Origin of the sequence: Litchfieldia sinesaloumensis, assembly GCF_900156865.1 — a bacterium.
GTDB lineage: Bacteria > Bacillota > Bacilli > Bacillales > Bacillaceae_L > Ferdinandcohnia > Ferdinandcohnia sinesaloumensis.
Map to the genome: position 1 here is coordinate 3462282 of NZ_LT732529.1, position 20819 is coordinate 3483100.

The window sequence follows — 20819 nt, forward strand, 5'->3', positions numbered from 1 at the left end:
GTAAAAAGGAATTCATTACCCTTACACTTTTGAAAAGAAAAGTCCGTTTAGACTTCGGCAAGGTAGGTAAAAAATAGTACAACAGGAGTCCGCATTTTATGGGCATTTGAAAGGAGAAAAAGTGTTCTGTATGATCAGCAGTCCACATGATCCAAGCTTTATACGTCTAGTACCTATTTTTCAAGGTTTAAATGAGGAGGAATTGGGCCTTTTACAAAAGGTTACTCAAGTCCGTGATTACCGTAAAGGGGATGTGATTTTTCGAGAAGGAGACCCTTCCGACACTCTTTATATCATTGGTGAAGGCATTATAAAAATTACAAAAGTCGCAGAGGACGGAAAGGAACAAATAGTTCGTCTTTTATTCCCAGATGATTTTTTCGGCCAATCCGCCATGCTACAATCGGAAAATCATTACGCGAATGCGGTAGCAATTAATGATACCGTTATCTATATTATTCAAAAGCAGGACTTTTTTAATACATTAGAGCGAAATCATAAAATGGCCCTTCGCTTTATGAGAGCGTTAAATGAGCGAATTTATCAGGCCGACGAGTGGATGAGCCTACTAAGCCTAATGGAAGTCGAGCAACGGTTGGCAAGCGTACTTCTTTTGTTCAATAATCGCGTTCGCTCAGAGGATGGACGATTCACTCTTCCTATAACGAAAAAAGTACTGGCGTCTCTAATCGGTACAACACCTGAAACCATTAGTCGAAAATTCGTCAAGTTTGTTTCTGAAAATCTGATTGAAATGAATGGTCAACGAGAGGTTCATATCCTCGACCTCGAGGGGTTAAAAAAGAAGGCAAAAACAATATAAATTGTTATTAACCCACTGTATAGAAGTGGGTTTTTTCTTTGAAAAGGATTTGATAATAAGGATCATTTTAATTATAAGGGATTGAATCTTCTTTCTACTAATTTCAGATTCTATGGTTTATAACCCCATAAAAAGGGCCTGACCAATCTTATGGTCGGGCCCTTTCATTATCAATATGACACGTATCGTAATGGATCAACTGCGTTTGAATGGGAGGCTTGATAAGGACCATCATAAATTTCAAAATGAAGGTGCGGCCCTTTCGAATCTCCAGTATTCCCCATATAACCTATTAAATCGCCCTTTTTCACTTGGTCATACTGGCCAACAAAGCGTTCTTGTAGGTGTGCATACAGAGTTGTCATCTGGCGTCCATTGATATAGTGAGTAATTATGACGATATTTCCATAGCTACTACTAAAGTTTGATCGTGTAACTGTACCGCTAGCGGCCGCATAAATAGGAACATTTCCTTGACGACCACCTTTCCCAATATCAATTCCATAGTGCATTCTTCCCCAACGCATTCCAAAACCAGAGGTTAATCGTCCCGTTGCTGGGTTCATAAACGCTCCATTGTCCACAACAGGCGGTGGAGATGATGGTGGAGGTGTAGAGCCTTCAGCTTCAGCCTTTTTCCGTTCTTCCTCAGCTCTTCTTTGTTGTTCCTCTAGTTCCTTTTGCCTTTTGTTCCAAGCTTCTATCTCCATTTGGATTGCCTTTTCCTGCGCAGCTAATAATTCTCCAATATTCTCCAATTCATGGAGCTCATCATGCATCTTTTGCTCCTCAACCTCCAGCTGAGCCATTACTTTATTTTGTTCTTGAATTTGTGCTTTAAGCTGGATCTCTAACTGGTCAAGTTCCTTTAACTGGGCTTCCTGCTTTGCAAGTAAGACTTTTACTTCATCTTTATTTGCTTCAAGTTGTTTAACGTCCGTTTCATGTTCGTGCATAATTTCACGGTCTGCTTGTACAAAAGCTGATACTGCACTGATCCGGTTTATGAAGTCATTAAAGGTTTTAGCACCAAGTAAAACGTCCACATATGCAACGACTCCACCACTTTGCTGAAGACTTCGCATCCGCTCTTTGATTAGCTCATCCCGCTTTTGAATCCGTTCTTCAAGAACTTTCATTTCAGCCTCAAGAAGTTCAATTTCCTCTTTTCTTTCTTGGACTTGGGCTTTTGTGTTTTCAATTTTACCTCGTGTTTCACCTACAGCAACATCAAGTCTATTAATTTCATCTTTGACAGTATCTTGTTGTTGCTTAATGTCATTTAGAGTACCCTCTTTTTGAGAGATTTCTGACTCTAGTTCTGACTTCTTACCCTGAATTTCTTTTTTTTCATTTTCTAATTTTTCATTTTCTTGAACAGCTAATGCAGTATCAGGCATAGGTATCAATAAACTTCCTAGTCCTATTGATATACCCATCCAAACCATTAGAAGTTTTTTCTTCAACTTACGGTATCCCCCTTCTACTAACCTAGCAATCTCTTATTTTCATAAGGGAAATAGTATACATCCCAAGCTATAAGTATCATATTTTGCTATATATTATCACGTTTTGTATTATAACATAAAAATTTGTCTCAAAACGTCAAAGTATTATTACAGTTTTATTTCAATAGAGTTTGAAATTACTGGCTTTTGTAAAGCTTTTCCGTGCCAATATTTTCCGCACTCCGGTTTATCTTCTTTTGTGTTGTACCCGAGTCCACGATGTGATAAATTTGAATTGCTAAAACACTTCTTATAATCGTACAATCTGACTTCATAACATTATAAAAGTAGTTTGAATTTCTTTGTCATATTTTGTATGATAAAATCGACTGAAAAAAATTTCTAAGGTTTGAAATATCTGTGTGTTTTTTCATCTTTTTATGTGAAAGTATGCACTTTTGGTTAATTTGAAGTGGATATATCAAAATTCGCATTTTATGCCTTTTTTCTGCTTTGAAAAGAGGTCTTTTTATTTTTTTAGATGCGCTACTTAAGTTATCCACTATAGATGATTCTTGGTACAATTGATTTCATTAAAAGCTAGTTTCCAGAGAGAAAAAAAGGATTATACTTATACTTATTAAAGTTTTTAAAACGGAGGTTCTACACATGTGCGGTTTTTTTGGATTTCTTCCTAATAAGGATATTGAGATAAATGATTATTCACTTATGAAGGAAGCAACAAATATTATTCATCACCGTGGACCGGATGATAACGGTTTTTTTGAAAATGAGAATGTCTTTTTTGGATTTAGACGATTAAGTATTATTGATATAGAAGGTGGACATCAACCTTTATCCTATTTAGATAATCGCTATTGGATTATCTTTAATGGTGAAATTTATAACTATTTAGAACTGAGGGAGGACCTTGTTAGAAAAGGTCATGAATTTAACACAAGTTCAGATACCGAAGTTATTATAGCTGCATATCATGAATTCAAAGAAGATGTTGTTAATCATTTACGAGGAATGTATTCCTTCTTGATTTGGGACAGCCTTGAGGAAGTACTATTCGGAGCAAGGGATCACTTTGGAATTAAACCTCTCTATTATGCACACACATCACTTGGTACTTTCTTTGGCAGTGAGAAAAAGAGTATTGACTATGTATTAAAAGACATTCAATCGTTAGAAATAAATAAAGTTGCACTACATCACTATATGACATACCAATATCCTCCTGAACCATATACAATGCACGAGGGAGTAAATAAACTGCTACCTGGACATTATTTTAAGCTAAAAAGAAGCGGCAATATGGAAGTTGAACAATACTTCACGCCGAAATTTGAGTCAAAAGAGATAGACTTTGAAGATCTGAAAAACCAAGTGTTAGAAACACTGCGTAAATCAGTTCAAATCCATATGAGAAGTGATGTTCCGGTTGGAAGTTTTTTATCAGGTGGGATTGATTCAAGTATCATTGTAGCACTCGCAAAAGAAGTTAATCCAAATATAAAAACCTTTACCGTTGGATTCGAACGAGAAGGATTTAGTGAAATTGATTTAGCAAAAGAAACTGCTGAATACATCGGTGTTGAGAATATCCATAAAGTGATTACAGCGCAAGAATTTTTGGAGGAACTACCTAAAATTGTTTGGCATCTTGACGAACCAGTAGCAGACCCTGCCGCTATACCTTTGTATTTCGTTTCAAAAGAAGCAAAAAAACATGTTACTGTCGTCTTAAGTGGAGAAGGCTCCGATGAGCTTTTTGGAGGGTATAACATTTACCGTGAACCACTTGATCTTCAAAAATTCACTAGTCTACCAAAGCCAATTCAAAGTGGCTTAAAAAGAATAGGAAAAATTATTCCTGAAGGTGTAAAGGGTAAAAGTTATCTAGAAAGAGCGAGCCAAACAATTGAAGAACGGTATGTAGGAAATGCAAAGATTTTCCTTGAAGTTGAAAAACAAAGTTTATTAAAGAATTACGATGATACTCTTACTTATGATATATATACAAAGCCGTTTTATGATGAAGTTGAAAACTACGATGATCCAACTAAGATGCAATATATCGATATGCATACATGGTTAAGAGGAGATATTTTGGTGAAAGCTGACCGGATGACAATGGCGAATTCACTAGAACTTCGTGTACCATTTTTGGATAAAGAAGTATTCGCATTGGCATCAAAAATTAAAACGGAATATAAATTAACAGAAAGTACAACAAAGTACATTTTACGCCAAGCAGCAAAAGAAATTATTCCTGACGGTGCAATGAATCGTAGAAAACTAGGGTTTCCTGTACCTATACGTCATTGGATGGCGGATGAATGGTTTAATTGGATTAATACGCTTCTAGAAGAAGAAAAAGAAAACCCATTTGTAAACACAAATTATGTAATAGGATTATTAAAAGAGCATAAAGAAGGAAGAATTGATCATTCAAGAAAAATTTGGACGGTAGTTATTTTCTTACTATGGTATGCTCTACATGTGCGAGAAACCAGTTTGGAAGAGCTTCAATCTAAATTGATGAAGGAAGTAAATGTTACTGTTTAATAGAGCCTATTCCAGAGGCTCTTCATTCTTTTGAAAAGAAAATCCACTTTTGACTATTACAATGGGATTCTTTTTTAAATGTATTGTTTAGTGATGAACCGTAAACAATAAAAAAATTCTCATTCGTATTTGATATCATCCCATAAACCTTTGAGGAGTGAACTTTGTGAGATTAAAAGAATTAACGGATAAACTGTTAATTAAACGGATAAGAAACGAACAAGATACTGAAATCACTGGTGTACAGTATGATTCTAGGAAGGTTGAATCAGGTCATCTTTTTATTTGTTTAAGAGGGTATACTGTTGACGGACATGACTTTATTGACCAAGCAATTAATCAGGGAGCAATTGCATTACTTGTAGAAGAAGAAGTAGAAGTTCCTGGCCATATTACGACTATTCAAGTTCCTGATACAAGGCGAGCAATGGCGATTATTGCTGAAACGTTTTACCAATCACCAACCGCTACGTTACAAGTAATCGGCATTACAGGTACAAATGGGAAAACGACTACATCTAATATCATTCAACATATTTTAAACCATAATCAAAAACCAAGCGGTTTAATTGGTACGATTAATATTAAGTATAGTGATGTGGTGATTGAATCAAAAAATACTACACCTGACACATTGGAATTGCAGCAGCTTTTCGATGATATGAAAAAGCAGAAGATGTCTCATGTTGTTATGGAAGTGTCTTCTCACGCATTATCACTTGGCCGTGTACGCGGAACAAACTTTAAAACTGCAATTTTCACCAATTTAACACAGGACCATCTTGATTATCATGAAAGTATGGAAGAATATGCTAACGCAAAAGGATTATTATTCTCTGGTTTAACAAACGAAAGCGTTGCAGTCCTTAATAATGATGATCCTATTTCTGAAAAGTATTCTTCAATTACATCAGCCCAGGTAATTAAGTATGGCATTGATAAGGAAACAGATGTATATGCCACAGATATTAAATTGACACCAAAAGGCACAACGTTTACGTTACACACTTTTAGGGGCAAAGCTGAAGTAACCACTAAACTCATCGGAAAGTTTAATGTTTATAATTTATTAGCTGCTATTTCAGCATGTTTGGTTGAGAACATTGAATTAGAGGCAATCATAAAAACAATTGAACAAATTGATGGGGTACCGGGCCGATTTGAAACAGTCGATGCTGGTCAAGACTTTACCGTTATCGTTGATTATGCACATACACCTGATAGTTTAGAGAATGTGTTGAAAACAGCACGTCAGCTGTCAAAAGGTAAAATTACTTGTGTAGTTGGGTGCGGAGGAAACAGAGATGCTGGAAAACGCCCAATAATGGCTAGTATTGCAGAACAGTATAGCGATTATGTCTTTTTAACAAGTGATAATCCTAGAAAAGAAGATCCTCTCCAAATCTTAAATGACATGGAAAAAGGAATGGAAGGCAAAAACTATTCCAAATTAGTTGATAGAAAGCAAGCAATTGAGGAAGCTTTATCTCGTGAGGCTACTACTAAATCAAAAGACGATTGTGTCATTATTGTAGGTAAAGGGCATGAGACCTATCAAATTATTGGGGATGTAACCAATCATTTCGATGATAGAGAGGTCGCTCGTGAGTTCCTTCAAGAGCGCATAAAACGAAAAGACGAATCAATCGTGCAGTAATTAGAGAAACTTAACTGTTGTCAGATAATCATTTCTCAAAAAGGTTTTGGATCTCATAACGGTACCAATTCATTGTTCAAAACACATCAAAGCGTGAATTCATTTGAATTCACGCTTTAACTTTTATTGCAAACATAAACCTTAAGAGTTAATTGCAAAACGAAATTCTGGATCATTTTCTCCTTTAGCCGAAAACGTTCGTTCAATATACTCTACCTCAGTATCTGACATTAATAATACGGTTGAACTTCTTGTCCCGTACCCATCCGTTTGAATAAATAACGAAGAAAGTATCCGTTCCCATTCAAGTGATACACCCGTTTTAGGCAGATGGCTGTCTTTTGGTCGATCTGTGTTTTGAAGTAAAGTAAAAAGGTTCTCTACTAAATTCTCACCTTTGATAATTTCAGCGAGGCCCTCTTTACCTTTTTCAACCTTTGGCCAGTTTGTATCTAGCAAATGGTTACTAAGGCCATGGATACCAGCCTTCACCTTAACAAGACTTTTTCCTACATTCGAATAATAATAGAGATCGTCTAAGTCTCCAACTAGAAGATTATAACCAGGATAGTCAGTATTTGTTTGTTCTAGTTGTTTCGTATAACCATCTAATTTCCCTTTATAAGTAAGAGCTTCTTTAACAAGACTTCCTCGAGATACTTTGCCTTCACTGCTCTCATTTAGGTCACGATAATTCGTTACGGCAGCAAACCGTCCAACTTTGGTAACACCCATCCAAGTTCCCTTTTTTTCAAGATCTCTTCCAGCTAGTAGATTCGGTTCATCCTCCCAGAAATGGGCCGGAGCCGTTAGCCTCTCGGTAAATTCATCCCTGTTTGCTGCAACGATCAACTTATAGACCGGATGTGCTTGATAAGCAAACACGATTAAGCACATGTAATCACCGCCCCTTTTCACAAATTATACCATCATCCTATAAGCTTAGTAATGTCTTTATTTCAAACACAAAAAACAGGGGCCTTTTGCCCCTGCCATTAACTCACTACTTCTTTTTCTAATTCACGTTTTTTTAACTCTCTTCTTAAAATCTTCCCACTGATTTTAGTTTTTGGAAGTTCCTCTAACACTTCGATTTCCCTTGGTGCAGCATGAGCAGCAAGATGCTGTTTTACAAACACACGAATGTCTTCTAATAATTCCGGAGAAGAGTTGTATCCATTCTTCAGAACGATAAATGCCTTTACAATTTCCCCTCTTATCACATCAGGCTTTCCTATAACACCAGCTTCAGCAACCGCTTCGTGTTCAATCAGTTTGCTTTCGACTTCAAACGGTCCGATTCGCTCACCTGATGAATTAATCATATCATCGCTTCGCCCTTGGAAAAACACATACCCATCCTCATCAAGAATGGCTAAGTCGCCGGAGATATACCACCCGTTAATGAAATAGGAGTTATATTTTTCTTCATTTTTCCAAACTTCTCGCATGATGGATGGCCAAGATGCCTTGATGCCTAGGTGGCCGACTTGCCCATTTGGAAGTGGATTTCCGTCATCATCTAAGATCGCTACTTCAATTCCCGGAAAAGGTCTCCCCATCGAGCCAGGTTTGATAACCTCTGAAGGAAGATTAACAATTAATTGGCCTCCAGTTTCTGTCATCCACCATGTATCATGAATTCTTTTTCCTAGTTCTTCAATCCCCCAGACAATAACCTCAGGATTTAAAGGTTCACCTACACTTAATATGTGACGTAATGAACGTAGGTTGTATTTTTCTAACACTTTATTCCCTTCAGCCTTCAACATTCTGAACGCCGTTGGAGCACTATACCAAACTGTAACTCCTGTCTTTTCAATCGTCGAGTACCAGGAATCTGCATTAAATCTACCGCCATTTACAACGATTGATGCACGATTTAGCCATGGAGCAAAGATTCCATACACTGTACCTGTTACCCAACCGGGATGTGCTGTGCACCAATATATATCATCCTCTTTTATATCGAGAACCCATTTTCCGGTTTGATATTGTTGAATCATTGCTCGATGCGCATGGACAATTCCCTTTGGTTTCCCAGTTGAGCCACTTGTATAATGGATATTAAGTCGATCATCTAAATCGAGCCATTCAACGATATCATCCTCTGACTCTGTTTCAGCCAATACCTTTACAAGTGAGATTTCATTCTCCTGACACTTTTCAGGTTCTTCAGTAATAAAAACGGTTTCCAGTGAAGGTAATTCCTGTTTCGGTACCCGTTTTACCAACTCTGAGTCAGTAATAAGATAACGACCTTCACAGTCCGCAATACGATCCCGAACCGCATCCTCCATGAACGCTTCAAATAGCGGACCCGCAACTGCTCCAAGCTTAACCGCTGCAATCATCGCGATATACATTTGCGGATTCTTTGGTAAAAAGATAAATACGATATCACCTTTTTTGACTCCGAATTTTTTCAAAACTGTCGCAAGGTGGTCAGACTTATCCTTTATCTCTTTAAATGTATAAATTTGTTCCTCTTCCTCGTTAACATAGTGGAGGGCAACCTTCTCTCCGTATCCCTCTGCTACATGTCTATCGATACACTCATAGGCCATGTTTACTTGACCTGTTTTCTTCCAACTAAATTCCTTTTCAACGTTCTCCCAAGAAAAGTGCTGGTAGACTTTCTTATAATCTTGAAGATTATAGTTTCCATCAACAGGTTTTATGGCGTTTAATTGCGTGGTTGTCAATTCACCTCTCCCCTTTCCGTTAACTAAGTAGTGCTAGTATTTCTGCTTTTAGCTGCGCTAATTTTACATCCCCACGGGATCTTGGTTTTGGCTCTTCAACTTGAATCGTTTGATAGAGTTCCCCAGGCTGTCCTTTTAAAATAACAATTCGATCACACAAATAAAGTGCTTCATCGATATCATGAGTGACTAAAATCATTGTCGATTTGTATTTCTCCCAAATCGTTAAAAGCAAGTCCTGTAACTGCATTTTAGTAAAAGCATCAAGTGCACTGAATGGCTCATCTAGGAGTAGTACTTCTGGTGCTGTAATTAGTGCCCGTGCGATTGATACTCTTTGTGCCATGCCACCAGATATATCCTTTGGATAGTGATTTTCAAAACCCTGTAATCCAACTAGTTTTACATATTCTTGTGCCTTTTCATTCTTCTGACTATCATTCTTTAGTCCAAATGAAATATTTTCTATAACCGTCAACCATGGCATTAAACGAGATTCCTGAAAAATGACACCGACCTTCTCATGAACAGACTTAATTGTGTCACCATTGATTTTCACCGTTCCTGTATAATTCGAATCTAACCCTGATAGGACACGCAGTAATGTGCTTTTTCCACATCCACTTGTACCTAGAACACCGATGATTTCACCTTGTTTTGTTTCAAAGTTAATATTCTTAAACCCCGTTGCACCATCTGAAAAGGTTCGTGAGACATTTTGAACTGCTAGCATTGTTTTTCATCCTTTCAGGCTTTCTTCGCAAAGCTGTCCTGCCAGTGAAGCGTTTTTTCCTCCGTTTTCTTTAAAATGGAGTCTGTTATCTTACCTAAAATTGCAAACAGGACAATGCTTGCAATGACCGTTTCTGGGGAGTATGAATTTTGACCAACGACGAGCAAATACCCAATCCCTTGACTTGCTCCCATTAATTCAGCCGCAACAACAAACATCCAGCCAAGCCCCAACCCACTCCGAATTCCTACTAGGAAGGACGGCAGTGACGCAGGCAGTATCACTTTTCTAATTAACTCCAGTGTGGAAAAATTATAGATCTTTCCGACCTCAATTAATTTTCGGTCAACACCCTGAATGCCAGACACAATATTTAAATAAACTGGAAAGAATACTCCGACCGCAATGAGGGTAATTTTTGAAGGTTCTGCAATTCCCATCCAAAGGATAAATAGGGGTACCCATGCCAGAGATGGAATGGAACGGAAGGCTTGAAACATTGGATCTAATAGTTGTTCAGCTATTTTAAAATAACCCACCAATGAACCAAATATGACCGCCGCAACGACCCCAATCAGAAAACCAAAAAAGATACGATATAATGTAATTCCAATATGTCCCCAGAGAGTACCATTTCCAGCAAATTCAATGATCGTCGCTAGAATGACTGTAGGCGCTGGCATTAAATGCCCTTCAAGTACACCGATATGGCTTAAATACTGCCAAACTACTAGTAAAACCACAGGTATAATACTTCCAAGTAGGATAATTTTTAAATTTCCTGACAAAGCAAACTCACGCTTCGATTTCACTTTTATTTGTCTTGCTAACGTTTCACCTTTCGTACTCATTTTTACCTCCTCCTATCCCTCGGATTGCCATTTCTAGATAAACTCTTTGCGCCATGTCTTTTGGTTTAAAACCTTCAGCCATCAGCGCATAGAGTTAAACGTTTAAAAAGGCACATTCCTCTTATTGTTTAATTACTTTTTTTGCAAATGATGGATTAATCAATTCGTCAACGATCGTATCTAACTCAACATCCTTTGAGATGATATCCTGTGCCTGGAGTACCTTTCCAGCTTCTGTTAACGCCTCAATTTGAGCATCACCTGGTACTGGATTTGAAAAATCATTCCGTTCATTTAGTTGCTTATTTGCAACCTCTATATCAATATTTGCCGATTTCGCTAAGATATCCGCTGCCTCTTCTGGATTTTCTAGCACCCAGTTACGTGCCTTTTCATAAACCTCAATAACTTTTTCAACGTATTGAGGGTATTTTTCAGCAAACTCTGAACGGACATTTAATGTCCCGTACGTATTAGAATCAGCATTTCGATAAAATAGTTTTGCACCTGTTTCTATTTCAACTCTTGCCATGTGAGGATCGAGCCCTGACCATGCATCTATCTGATTAGAAGATAAAGCTGCTGCACCATCTCCATGCTGTAAATTGACGATTTCAACATCCGATGGGCTTAATCCTTCTTCGTTTAAGGCGCGCAATAGGAATATATAAGGATCCGTTCCAATAGTTGCTGCTACCTTTTTTCCTTTTAAATCACTTACACTTTGAATATCTGAATCTTTATTTGCCACTAGTGCAGTCCATTCCGGTTTTGAATAGATATAAACAGATTCAATCGGTGCACCATTTGCTTTCGCCATTAACGCAGCTGCCCCTGCAGATGAACTGAAGTCCGCACTTCCACTGTTTAAAAATTCTAGTGCCTTGTTACTCCCTTGACTAAGAACAAACTCAACTTCAATACCTTCTTCTTCAAATACTTCTTCAGCCCAACCGAACTCTTTTAAAACTAGGCTTGTCGGTGAGTAAAATGCGTAATCCAATATAATCTTCTTTGGCTTTTCGTTCCCATCGCTAGCTTTACTTGAACTATTCGAACAACCCACAATGCCGACTAACAGCAATACTGCTATAAAAATGACACTTATTTTTTTCATTCCATTTTCCCCTTATGTTAGATTTCGCAAGCAAACGTTACAATCGTTCCTCTTAAACGCTGTGCTTCCTTATAGGTACAGCGGTTGTGAATAACATTTATGCCTGCTTCAGCTGCAATTTGTGCGGCAATTGGTGATATAACTCCTTCTTGTAGCCAGAAAATTCTCGGTTTCACCTCAGTAGCTTCTCTAGCAATTTCAATTGCTGCTTCTGGACTTCTAAATACTTGAACCACATCAATCTCAAATGGCACATCCTTTATACTTGCGTATGCCTTTTCCCCAAGAACTTCTGTCTCTCTCGGATTAACGGGAACAATCTTATAGCCTAAGCGCTGCATTTTTCGTGCCAATCGGTTACTTGGTCGTGCCGGATTGCTACTTAAGCCAACGATTGCTAATGTTTTCGCTCTTTGAGTTTCTACACCATTTATTTCCTCACGAACAATTGGTGACTGTAGAGCCCAGCGGATAACTCCTTCATCGTTAACTACAACTTCACCCTTTTCCTCACCCTTAGAAGAAAGACCAGTCGCTTCATAAAATGCATGGTCTAGATCATTTTGTAGATCCCGAACGGATTCAATTCCGACTGATAGACGGATGAGATCCTCTGTTACCCCAGTTAGTAGCAACTCTTCGGCACTTAACTGTTGGTGGGTTGTTGAAGCAGGGTGAATAATTAAGGATTTTGCATCCCCTACATTGGCTACGTGTGACCAGAGCGCGATATTGTCGATGACCTTTTTCCCTACATCACGACCACCTTTAATTCCGAAGTTCACAATTGAACCAAAGCCATTTTTCAAGTATTTTTTCGCCAATTCATAAGAAGGATGATCCTCAAGTCCCGGATAAGATACCCATTCCACTGCTGGGTGATTTTTCAGATAGTTTGCTAATTCCAATGCATTCTGATTATGTTTTTCAATTCGAAGATGCAGTGTTTCAAGTCCTTGTAAGAGATAAAATGCATTTTGTGGACTTAGACACGAACCGAAATCGCGTAAAAGCTGTACACGTAGCTTTTGACTGAAAGCAAGTGTTCCGAAATCAAATGCATATCTTACCCCATTGTAGCTTCGGTCAGGCTCTGTAAAACCAGGGAATTTTGGATTATTCCAATTGAAGCGCCCTCCATCTACAACAAGACCACCAATGGTTGTTCCATGACCACCAATCCATTTAGTAGCAGAATGGACTACAATATCAGCTCCCCATGTAATTGGTTTGCAAATATACGGTGAAGCAAAAGTATTATCAATAATGAGTGGAATCTCCGCTTCGTGTGCAACTGCTGCAACTGCCTCTACATCTAAAACCTGCAAGCTTGGGTTTCCAATAATCTCTGCATAGACCGCTTTCGTCTTCGGCGTAATTGCTCTTCTAAAATTGTCTGGATCTTCTGGATCTACAAAGTGCACCTTAATTCCGTATTTAGGTAATGTTGTAGAAAATAAATTATATGTACCACCATAGAGGTTAGTAGCTGCAACAATTTCATCACCCGCTTCAGCAATGTTCATAATAGCTAGCGCGATTGCCGCCATTCCTGATGATGTCGCTACTGCCGCAACTCCGTCTTCTAATAGTGCAATTCTTTTTTCCAATACATCTACAGTTGGATTTCCGATTCTCGAGTAAATATTTCCAGGCTCATCAAGTGCGAATAAACTCCGTGCATGCTCTGAATTATGAAAAACATAAGAACTTGTTTGGTAAATAGGAACTGCTCGAGACCCAGTTGTTGGATCCGGTGATTGTCCTCCGTGTAATAATAATGTCTCTAGGTCGTAGCTTTCAAATTGATGACTCATCTATATTCCCCCATTAATTTTATTGGAAAACTAGGAATAAAAATTACAAATCCTCGAACACTTGAAATCGTCCAAGTCATAAGAAAAACCCCCTTCAAGAAAGAAGAGGGTTTTTTCCTCCTCTTATCTCCCAGGTCTTTACACCTGATGGAATTAGCACCTTTTCAAGATTAAACTTGAAGGTTGCCGGGTTTCGTAGGGCCATGTCCCTCCACCACTCTGGATAAGAGTCTTTATTAAGTTAATGCGTTCCTGTTTTGCCTTATAAACGGATTATAGTACGGTATTTTACCAATGTCAACACTTTTTAAAATATTTTACCTTATTGGAAAATTCACTTTGAGTTAATCTTCTTCTATGAAATCTATGTAAACTCCGTACATATAAGACTTAAATTTTTTCCCTACGACTATTGCTTTTATTGTAAAAACATTGTATATTAAGAGTGTAGAAAGTTAGTGAAAAATTTCACAAACTTACTATAAAAAGCTGGCAGCTCAAGCAATTATATTTTTTTATAACATCTTGTGAAAAGTTTCACATTATAAGTTAAAAGGAGCGATTAGAAGCGATTAGAATGGGAACATTCTTAAAAGGACCTAAAATGGCAGTTATTTGGACAGTATTACGTGTATGGTTAGGTATTCAGTGGCTAGAAGCCGGTTTTCATAAACTAACTGGGGGCTTTGACGCAAGTGGCTTCCTACAAGGTGCAATGGCTAAAGCAGGTGGTGACCACCCCGCAGTAGCAGGTTGGTACGCAACATTTCTAGAAGGCTTTGCTGTTCCAAATGTGGAACTATTCAACACCCTTATTCCTTGGGGCGAAGTACTAGTTGGTCTTGGTTTAATTATTGGATTTGCAACAATTCCAGCATTACTCGCAGGTGCATTCATGAACTTAAACTTCTTACTAGCCGGAACAATTAGCACAAACCCAACACTTTACACTGTAGCAGTTATTCTCTTATTCGCAGGCGCAGCAACATACTACTACGGCGTAGACAGATTCACAGTGCCTTACCTTACAAAGCGATTTAATGAGAAAAAAGAAACAAAAACGACAGCAAACATTGCGTAAATAAAAAGTGTTCCTCCTAAAAGTTAGGGGGAACACTTTTTTCTATTCATCATCGATCTCGCCATCACCAATCTCATCTTCCTCTTCTATTTCTTCAATATCCTCGCCCTCTTCAGGTCTTTCGTCATCTCCACATCCCATTAAGAAAAACATTGGGAATGACAACAATAAGATCATTAACCACTTCTTCATTACAAAACCTCCTTTTTTCTAGACTTTCCAACCAATACCGAAATATGTAGACTAGAAATAGGAAAAGGTAAAAGTAGTCTAAAATTGGAGGTCTCTCAACATGAGAAAAATAAGATTAGGAACTAGCTCACTAGAAGTACCTGTTGTTGCGGTAGGTTGTATGAGGATTAATTCGTTGGAGAAAAAGGAAGCAGAAACGTTTGTTCAAACAGCCCTAGAAGTTGGGGCAAACTTCTTTGATCATGCTGATATCTATGGAAGTGGTGCATGTGAGGAAATTTTTGCGGATGCAATACATATGAGCGATGATGTACGAGAAAAAATTATACTTCAATCCAAATGCGGAATCCGTAAAGGAATGTTTGATTTTTCAAAAGAGCATATCATCACTTCGGTTGAAGGAATTTTAAAACGACTTAAAACGGATTATCTTGATGTTTTACTTTTACATCGCCCAGATGCACTTGTGGAACCTGAAGAGGTTGCGGAAGCCTTTGATGCACTCGAATCCTCTGGTAAGGTTCGAAACTTTGGTGTTTCCAACCAAAAACCAATGCAGATTCAACTATTGAAAAAATATGTAAAGCAGCCAATCGTTGCGAATCAACTGCAACTTAGCATTCCAAATGCACATATGATTGCAAGTGGTGTTACAGTTAATATGCAAATTGATCAATCCATTAACCGTGATAGCGATGTACTAGATTTCTGCAGATTACATGATATTACTATTCAACCTTGGTCACCATTTCAATATGGTTTTTTTGAAGGTCCTTTTCTAGGCAATGAAAAATGTCCTGAGTTAAATCAAAAAATTGATGAGATTGCCGAGAAATATGGTGTTTCTAATACGACGATTGCAATTGCCTGGCTTTTAAGACACCCTGCGAATATGCAACCAATTATTGGAACCATGAATCTCGAACGTTTAAAGGATTCTGTGAAGGCTAGTGAGGTACAACTAACAAGAGAAGATTGGTACAGTATTTTTCAGGCTGCTGGTTATTTGCTTCCATAAAGCGGAATTTGCAACTACTCACTAGAAACCAATCAAAAAAGGATTCACAAGGGAAACCAACTGTGAATCCTTCTTTTTTAATCGCGTTTTACATTTTATATACCTAGGGAAACATATTTTACTTCTAGATACTCTTCAATGCCATAATGTCCACCCTCACGACCAAGTCCACTTTGTTTGTAGCCACCAAATGGTGCTTGAGGCGTCGACGGTAGACCATCGTTTAAACCGACAATTCCGTATTCAAGACCCTCTACGATACGAATCCCTTCAGAGATATTTTCTGTAAAGACATAAGCCGCAAGTCCAAAAATGGAATTGTTTGCACGTTGAATGACTTCTTTTTCATCCTTGAAGATAGTGATTGGCGCTAGTGGACCAAAGGTTTCCTCCGTCATGCATAGCATATCGTCACTGGCATTTGATACAACAGTTGGTTCAAAAAACAGCCCATTTGCCGCTTTTCCTCCCGTTACTACTTTAGCTCCCTTTTTGATTGCATCATCTACATGAACTTGTACCTTAGCAACAGCCTCAGCATCAATAAGTGGTCCTATTTCTGTACCTTCTTCTAATCCATTCCCCATTTTTAGGTCTTTTACCTTAGCAGAGAACTTCTGAACAAATTCCTCCTCCATGTCCTTATGTACATAGATTCGATTTGAGCATACGCATGTCTGACCCGCATTACGAAATTTTGCGGCAATTACGCCGTCTACTGCTTTTTCGAGATTCGCATTTTTTGTAATAATAACTGGCGCATGACCGCCTAACTCAAGTGAAATCTTTTTGACCGTGTCTGCTGATCCTTTCATTAACAGCTTTCCAACTTCGGTTGACCCTGTAAAGGTAAGCTTTCTCACACGGTTATCCGCTAACCAAACCTCACCAATTTCCTTCGCATCTCCGGTAATAACATTAATGACTCCCTTTGGAATCCCTACTTTTTCTGCTAACTCCGCTAGTTTCAAGGCGGTAAGTGGTGTTTGTTCAGCCGGTTTCACCACAACCGTACAGCCTGCAGCAAGGGCTGGTGCCACCTTTCTTGTAATCATTGCGGCTGGAAAATTCCATGGGGTAATCGCTGCAATTACACCCACAGGCTGCTTGATGACAAATATCCGCTTGTTGCTTGTTGTCGCTGGAATTGTTTCGCCATAAACTCGCTTTCCCTCTTCTGCGTACCATGAAATAAACCCATTTGCGTATTGAACTTCTCCGAGCGCTTCTTTCAATGGCTTTCCTTGTTCAATCGTCATCGTTTTGGCTATTTCCATTTCATTTTCTTTTATCAGTTCAAACCAAGCACGAATATAGTTACCACGATCATATGCAGATAAAGCTGCCCATTTTGGAAAAGCATCGTTGGCTGCATCTACAGCTAAAGCTGCTTCATTCCTTCCACCAAACGGTACAGTCGCAACCACATCACCAGTAGCCGGATTATTCACCTCAAGAACAGAAAGGTCATTTCCGATCCATTCTCCATTGCAATACATTAAGTATTTTTGCATCAATGTTCACCTCGTTCCTATCGACGGATAGTATTTCCTTACCTTTAAAGGGGTATGAAAGAGTAGGAAAACTCCACTCATCAGCACCCTACTTATTTCACATTATTCCGTAAAACCAGTAGCTATTACAGTAACAATAATCTCGTCTTTTAAATTATCGTTAATGACTGATCCAAAAATCATATTTAAATCCTCATGTGTCGCTGATGAAATGACATCAGCTGCTTCTTGAATTTCAAATAAGCTTAAATTTCTACCGCCCGTGATATTTAAAATTACCCCACGTGCTCCACTAATGGAAGTCTCAAGTAATGGGCTATTAATTGCCTTATGGGCTGCTTCAACTGCACGTCCTTCCCCTGCTGCCATACCAATTCCCATTAATGCCGTTCCACGATGGGACATGACCGTTTTCACATCAGCGAAGTCAAGATTGATTAAACCGGGTACAGCAATTAAGTCTGATATCCCTTGAACCCCTCGAAGAAGAACATTATCAGCTTCGCGGAAAGCTTCAATCATCGGTGTTCGCTTATCAACTATCTCCAATAATTTTTCATTTGGAATAATGATTAATGTATCCACAGCTTCCTTCATTGCATCAATACCAGCGTCCGCATTAACAGCCCGTTTACGCCCTTCAAATCGGAATGGACGTGTCACTACACCGATTGTTAAGGAACCTATCTTTTTGGCGATTCTTGCTATTTCAGGTGCGGCACCAGTTCCTGTGCCTCCGCCCATACCGGCAGTTACAAAGACCATATCCGCTCCCTTTAACGCTTCCTCAATCTCCCTCTCACTTTCTTCCACTGCCCTCATACCAATTTGTGGGTTTGCACCAGCACCAAGCCCTCTTGTTAGGGATGCTCCAATTTGAATGGTTTTTTCTGCTTTAGATTGATTTAGGGCTTGTCCGTCCGTATTAACAGCAATGAACTCTACCCCTTCCACCCCTGCTTCAATCATACGGTTTACAGCATTATTGCCACCGCCCCCGACACCCACTACCTTGATTTTTGCAAATTGATCTATGTATGGTTCAAACTCTAACATGTCATTTCCTCCTTACCGTCCATTCCCTTCTTCTTAAGAGAAGTCGGATTTATACTTATATACTTCGTAGTACTACTTCTCTTTTTGTCATGAATTTCCTCTAAAAACTAAAAAGAACCTGTTCTGGCACTTTATGAGCATAATATTAAATTTGTATTACAAACTAATCATAATAAATAGTGAAAGGATATGTAAGCCATGCGAACTAGTATTGCATTACTAATAGTACTTTCTATTAGTTTCTTGTTTTCACATTCAGATGCAAATGCAAATAGAAGCGATAATACCTACGTCATTCAGGCAGGTGATACATTACCAGGGATTGCTAATAAATTTGAAACTACGGTAGATGAGTTAAAATACACGAATGGGTTACAATCCGATTTATTATTCGTTGGTCAAAAGCTTTGGGTACCCATTTCCTATGAGGTTTTGGTTGGTGACACCTTACAGGAGATTGCAACTATGTATCATTCCTCCCCTGAACAAATAAAAGCGACAAATAAGCTTTCTTCTGAGAAAGTCATCCCTGGTACGGTTCTCAAAATTGCCCCTAAAAGGCTTAACATGCAAGGGGAACATATCTTAATGACAAAAGAAGAGTTCAAGAATTGGCTTTTCAACCAAAAAATCAAGCGTAAAATAAGCCTTATTCAGCAGCATCACACATGGATTCCAGCTTATGACCGCTTCAATGGAAATAATCACTTTGAACTATTGAAGGGAATGGAAAACTTCCACAAAAACAATATGGGCTGGAAACATATCGCCCAAAACATTACGACTTTTCCAGATGGGAAAGTTGCTGTTTCAAGGCCCCTATATATGGCACCAGAAGGTACAATAGGGAAAAGGGCAAATTCTGTTGGAATTGCTATTGAACATGTTGGAAACTTCGATACCGGGCACGATAATATGACAAAAGAACAAAGCGAGACAATTATCTATGTTAATGCTGCATTAAGTATCCATTTCGGTTTGACACCTTCAGTTGATAGTATCACCTACCATCATTGGTGGAATATAAAAACCGGCGAAAGAGTATTGGATAAAGGGCCAGACTACAATGTAAAAACCTGTCCAGGAACAGGTTTCTTTGGAGGAAATTCCACAACTAGCGCCAGGAAAAACTTCTACCCGCTCATCATTCGTAAAATGGAAGAGCTCCAAAAGGAAATGAACTAAAGCAAAATCCACTCACCTATAATGGGCGAGTGGATTTTTTTTGTTACACGGTCATTGTTTCAACTTTAAAATAATCAGGCTTTTCTCTCTTGAAGTCATATATATGAGCAATGCCCTTTGAAATATGTTCATCCACAACTGCTTCTGCTGTTAAGATATCTTTATTGTTTAAAGCTTGATATATCAATCTATGTTCATCGACAATATGTTCCCAGATTGTTGTTTCTGTTGTTATCAAACGAAGCATTCTTACCCGCTTATATTGCCCGTTCATCTGATCAATTCCATGCCATATACGATCCATGCCTAATCCTTTATAAATGAGTTCGTGAAATTCGTCATCACACGTCAAAAAGTCTTTGCTGTTTCCCTCTCGTAGTGCGATTTCCTGCATGATTAAATTCTTTTCCATTTTAAATAATGTTTCAGATGTTAATCTTTCCGTTGCCTCTCGAATCACCGCTAATTCAATTGCTCGCCTCATAAATCTAGATTCCTCAATTACTTTTGAGTCTATTAAGGATACAAACGTCCCAATTTGAGGTCTTATTTCAATTAAATTTTCCTTTGCGAGTTGCATCAAGGCTTCTCTAATAGGTGTTCGACTAACATTTAGCTGGGCACCAATTTCACTTTCAGAAATAAGCATACCTGGTTTTAATGATAAATCGATAATCTTACCGTATAGATATGAATAGACAAACTCTCTTCTAGTTCCTCTATCATTTTTTCTTAATTGATTGTAATCCATCGTTACCCTCTCCTTGAACGATTCCCACCATCTCTTATTGAAAACGCTTCCTATTATATTAGTATAGTAGCATACAACTAATATACTAATCAATTTGATATTTTCATTTTTTTACAACTTCCGAAAAAAATATGGTGTTTCAAATATATTTTTCTTTACTGTATATTAAAATGTCTTCCATGAAAGATAGTGTGAATACACTTTCGAAGAGTGACTACCTTAAACTTCAAACAACTTGGTTTGCTCATCTTTTATCTAATGGCTAGAAAACTTATAGATAACAGCCACAATAAACGA

The 20819-nt window shown here is 38.3% G+C and carries 16 protein-coding genes, 1 pseudogene and 1 riboswitch; of the genes and pseudogenes, 6 read left to right on the forward strand and 11 right to left on the reverse strand.

Annotation, left to right across the window (positions count from 1 at the left end):
• Positions 1–130 precede the first annotated feature (130 nt).
• Positions 131–823 carry a Crp/Fnr family transcriptional regulator gene (locus tag CZ490_RS16990; RefSeq protein WP_077620020.1) on the forward strand — a complete coding sequence of 231 codons (693 nt, stop codon included), beginning with the start codon at positions 131–133 and terminating at the stop codon, positions 821–823.
• 170 nt (positions 824–993) lie between these two features.
• Here the strand turns inward: CZ490_RS16990 and CZ490_RS16995 are convergent, their stop codons facing one another.
• Complete coding sequence (locus CZ490_RS16995) at positions 994–2289, reverse strand: murein hydrolase activator EnvC family protein (RefSeq protein WP_077620021.1); 1296 nt, start codon at positions 2287–2289, stop codon at positions 994–996.
• Positions 2290–2940: 651 nt separating this feature from the next.
• Between CZ490_RS16995 and asnB the strand changes: the two genes are divergently transcribed.
• On the forward strand, positions 2941–4845 hold the full coding sequence (gene asnB / locus CZ490_RS17000; protein ID WP_077620022.1) for an asparagine synthase (glutamine-hydrolyzing): 1905 nt from the start codon (positions 2941–2943) through the stop codon (positions 4843–4845).
• Positions 4846–5011: 166 nt separating this feature from the next.
• A complete protein-coding gene (locus CZ490_RS17005; protein ID WP_077620023.1) occupies positions 5012–6502 on the forward strand; it encodes a UDP-N-acetylmuramoyl-L-alanyl-D-glutamate--2,6-diaminopimelate ligase in 1491 nt (496 codons plus the stop codon).
• 141 nt (positions 6503–6643) lie between these two features.
• Here the strand turns inward: CZ490_RS17005 and CZ490_RS17010 are convergent, their stop codons facing one another.
• The 6 genes from CZ490_RS17010 to CZ490_RS17035 all read right to left on the reverse strand — a co-directional run bounded on the left by CZ490_RS17010 (position 6644) and on the right by CZ490_RS17035 (position 13725).
• Complete coding sequence (locus CZ490_RS17010) at positions 6644–7399, reverse strand: NRDE family protein (RefSeq protein WP_077620024.1); 756 nt, start codon at positions 7397–7399, stop codon at positions 6644–6646.
• Between the two features lie 98 nt (positions 7400–7497).
• Complete coding sequence (gene acsA / locus CZ490_RS17015; RefSeq protein ID WP_077620025.1) at positions 7498–9207, reverse strand: acetate--CoA ligase; 1710 nt, start codon at positions 9205–9207, stop codon at positions 7498–7500.
• 19 nt (positions 9208–9226) lie between these two features.
• Positions 9227–9940 (reverse strand): ABC transporter ATP-binding protein, encoded by a 714-nt coding sequence (locus tag CZ490_RS17020; protein ID WP_077620026.1) that lies wholly within the window; start codon positions 9938–9940, stop codon positions 9227–9229.
• A 14-nt stretch (positions 9941–9954) separates the two neighbouring features.
• Positions 9955–10791 (reverse strand): ABC transporter permease, encoded by an 837-nt coding sequence (locus CZ490_RS17025; RefSeq protein WP_077620027.1) that lies wholly within the window; start codon positions 10789–10791, stop codon positions 9955–9957.
• A 121-nt stretch (positions 10792–10912) separates the two neighbouring features.
• Positions 10913–11908 carry an aliphatic sulfonate ABC transporter substrate-binding protein gene (locus tag CZ490_RS17030; RefSeq protein WP_077620028.1) on the reverse strand — a complete coding sequence of 332 codons (996 nt, stop codon included), beginning with the start codon at positions 11906–11908 and terminating at the stop codon, positions 10913–10915.
• Between the two features lie 17 nt (positions 11909–11925).
• On the reverse strand, positions 11926–13725 hold the full coding sequence (locus CZ490_RS17035; protein ID WP_077620029.1) for a PLP-dependent aspartate aminotransferase family protein: 1800 nt from the start codon (positions 13723–13725) through the stop codon (positions 11926–11928).
• 120 nt (positions 13726–13845) lie between these two features.
• Positions 13846–13955, reverse strand: a riboswitch (SAM riboswitch).
• A 347-nt stretch (positions 13956–14302) separates the two neighbouring features.
• Here CZ490_RS17035 and CZ490_RS17040 point away from each other — a divergent pair.
• Positions 14303–14806: a DoxX family protein gene (locus CZ490_RS17040; protein WP_077620030.1), complete on the forward strand. Its 504-nt coding sequence runs from the start codon at positions 14303–14305 to the stop codon at positions 14804–14806.
• A 42-nt stretch (positions 14807–14848) separates the two neighbouring features.
• Here CZ490_RS17040 and CZ490_RS22555 read toward each other — a convergent pair whose 3' ends face one another.
• On the reverse strand, positions 14849–14998 hold the full coding sequence (locus CZ490_RS22555; protein WP_200801600.1) for a hypothetical protein: 150 nt from the start codon (positions 14996–14998) through the stop codon (positions 14849–14851).
• Positions 14999–15098: 100 nt separating this feature from the next.
• On the opposite strand from CZ490_RS22555, the gene CZ490_RS17045 reads away from it, so the two are divergent.
• A complete protein-coding gene (locus CZ490_RS17045; RefSeq protein WP_077620031.1) occupies positions 15099–16016 on the forward strand; it encodes an aldo/keto reductase in 918 nt (305 codons plus the stop codon).
• Positions 16017–16111: 95 nt separating this feature from the next.
• Here the strand turns inward: CZ490_RS17045 and CZ490_RS17050 are convergent, their stop codons facing one another.
• Both CZ490_RS17050 and ftsZ read right to left on the reverse strand, forming a co-directional pair.
• The gene (locus tag CZ490_RS17050) at positions 16112–17530 is read right to left on the reverse strand and encodes an NAD-dependent succinate-semialdehyde dehydrogenase (protein ID WP_077620032.1); all 1419 of its coding nucleotides are present in this window, start codon (positions 17528–17530) and stop codon (positions 16112–16114) included.
• Between the two features lie 105 nt (positions 17531–17635).
• Positions 17636–18586: pseudogene (ftsZ, locus tag CZ490_RS17055) on the reverse strand (cell division protein FtsZ); the annotation flags it as partial.
• Positions 18587–18784: 198 nt separating this feature from the next.
• Here ftsZ and CZ490_RS17060 point away from each other — a divergent pair.
• Complete coding sequence (locus tag CZ490_RS17060; RefSeq protein WP_077620034.1) at positions 18785–19771, forward strand: LysM peptidoglycan-binding domain-containing protein; 987 nt, start codon at positions 18785–18787, stop codon at positions 19769–19771.
• 43 nt (positions 19772–19814) lie between these two features.
• Here the strand turns inward: CZ490_RS17060 and CZ490_RS17065 are convergent, their stop codons facing one another.
• Positions 19815–20522, reverse strand: a complete 708-nt coding sequence (locus tag CZ490_RS17065; RefSeq protein ID WP_077620035.1) for a GntR family transcriptional regulator — start codon at positions 20520–20522, stop codon at positions 19815–19817.
• Between the last annotated feature and the right edge of the window lie 297 nt (positions 20523–20819).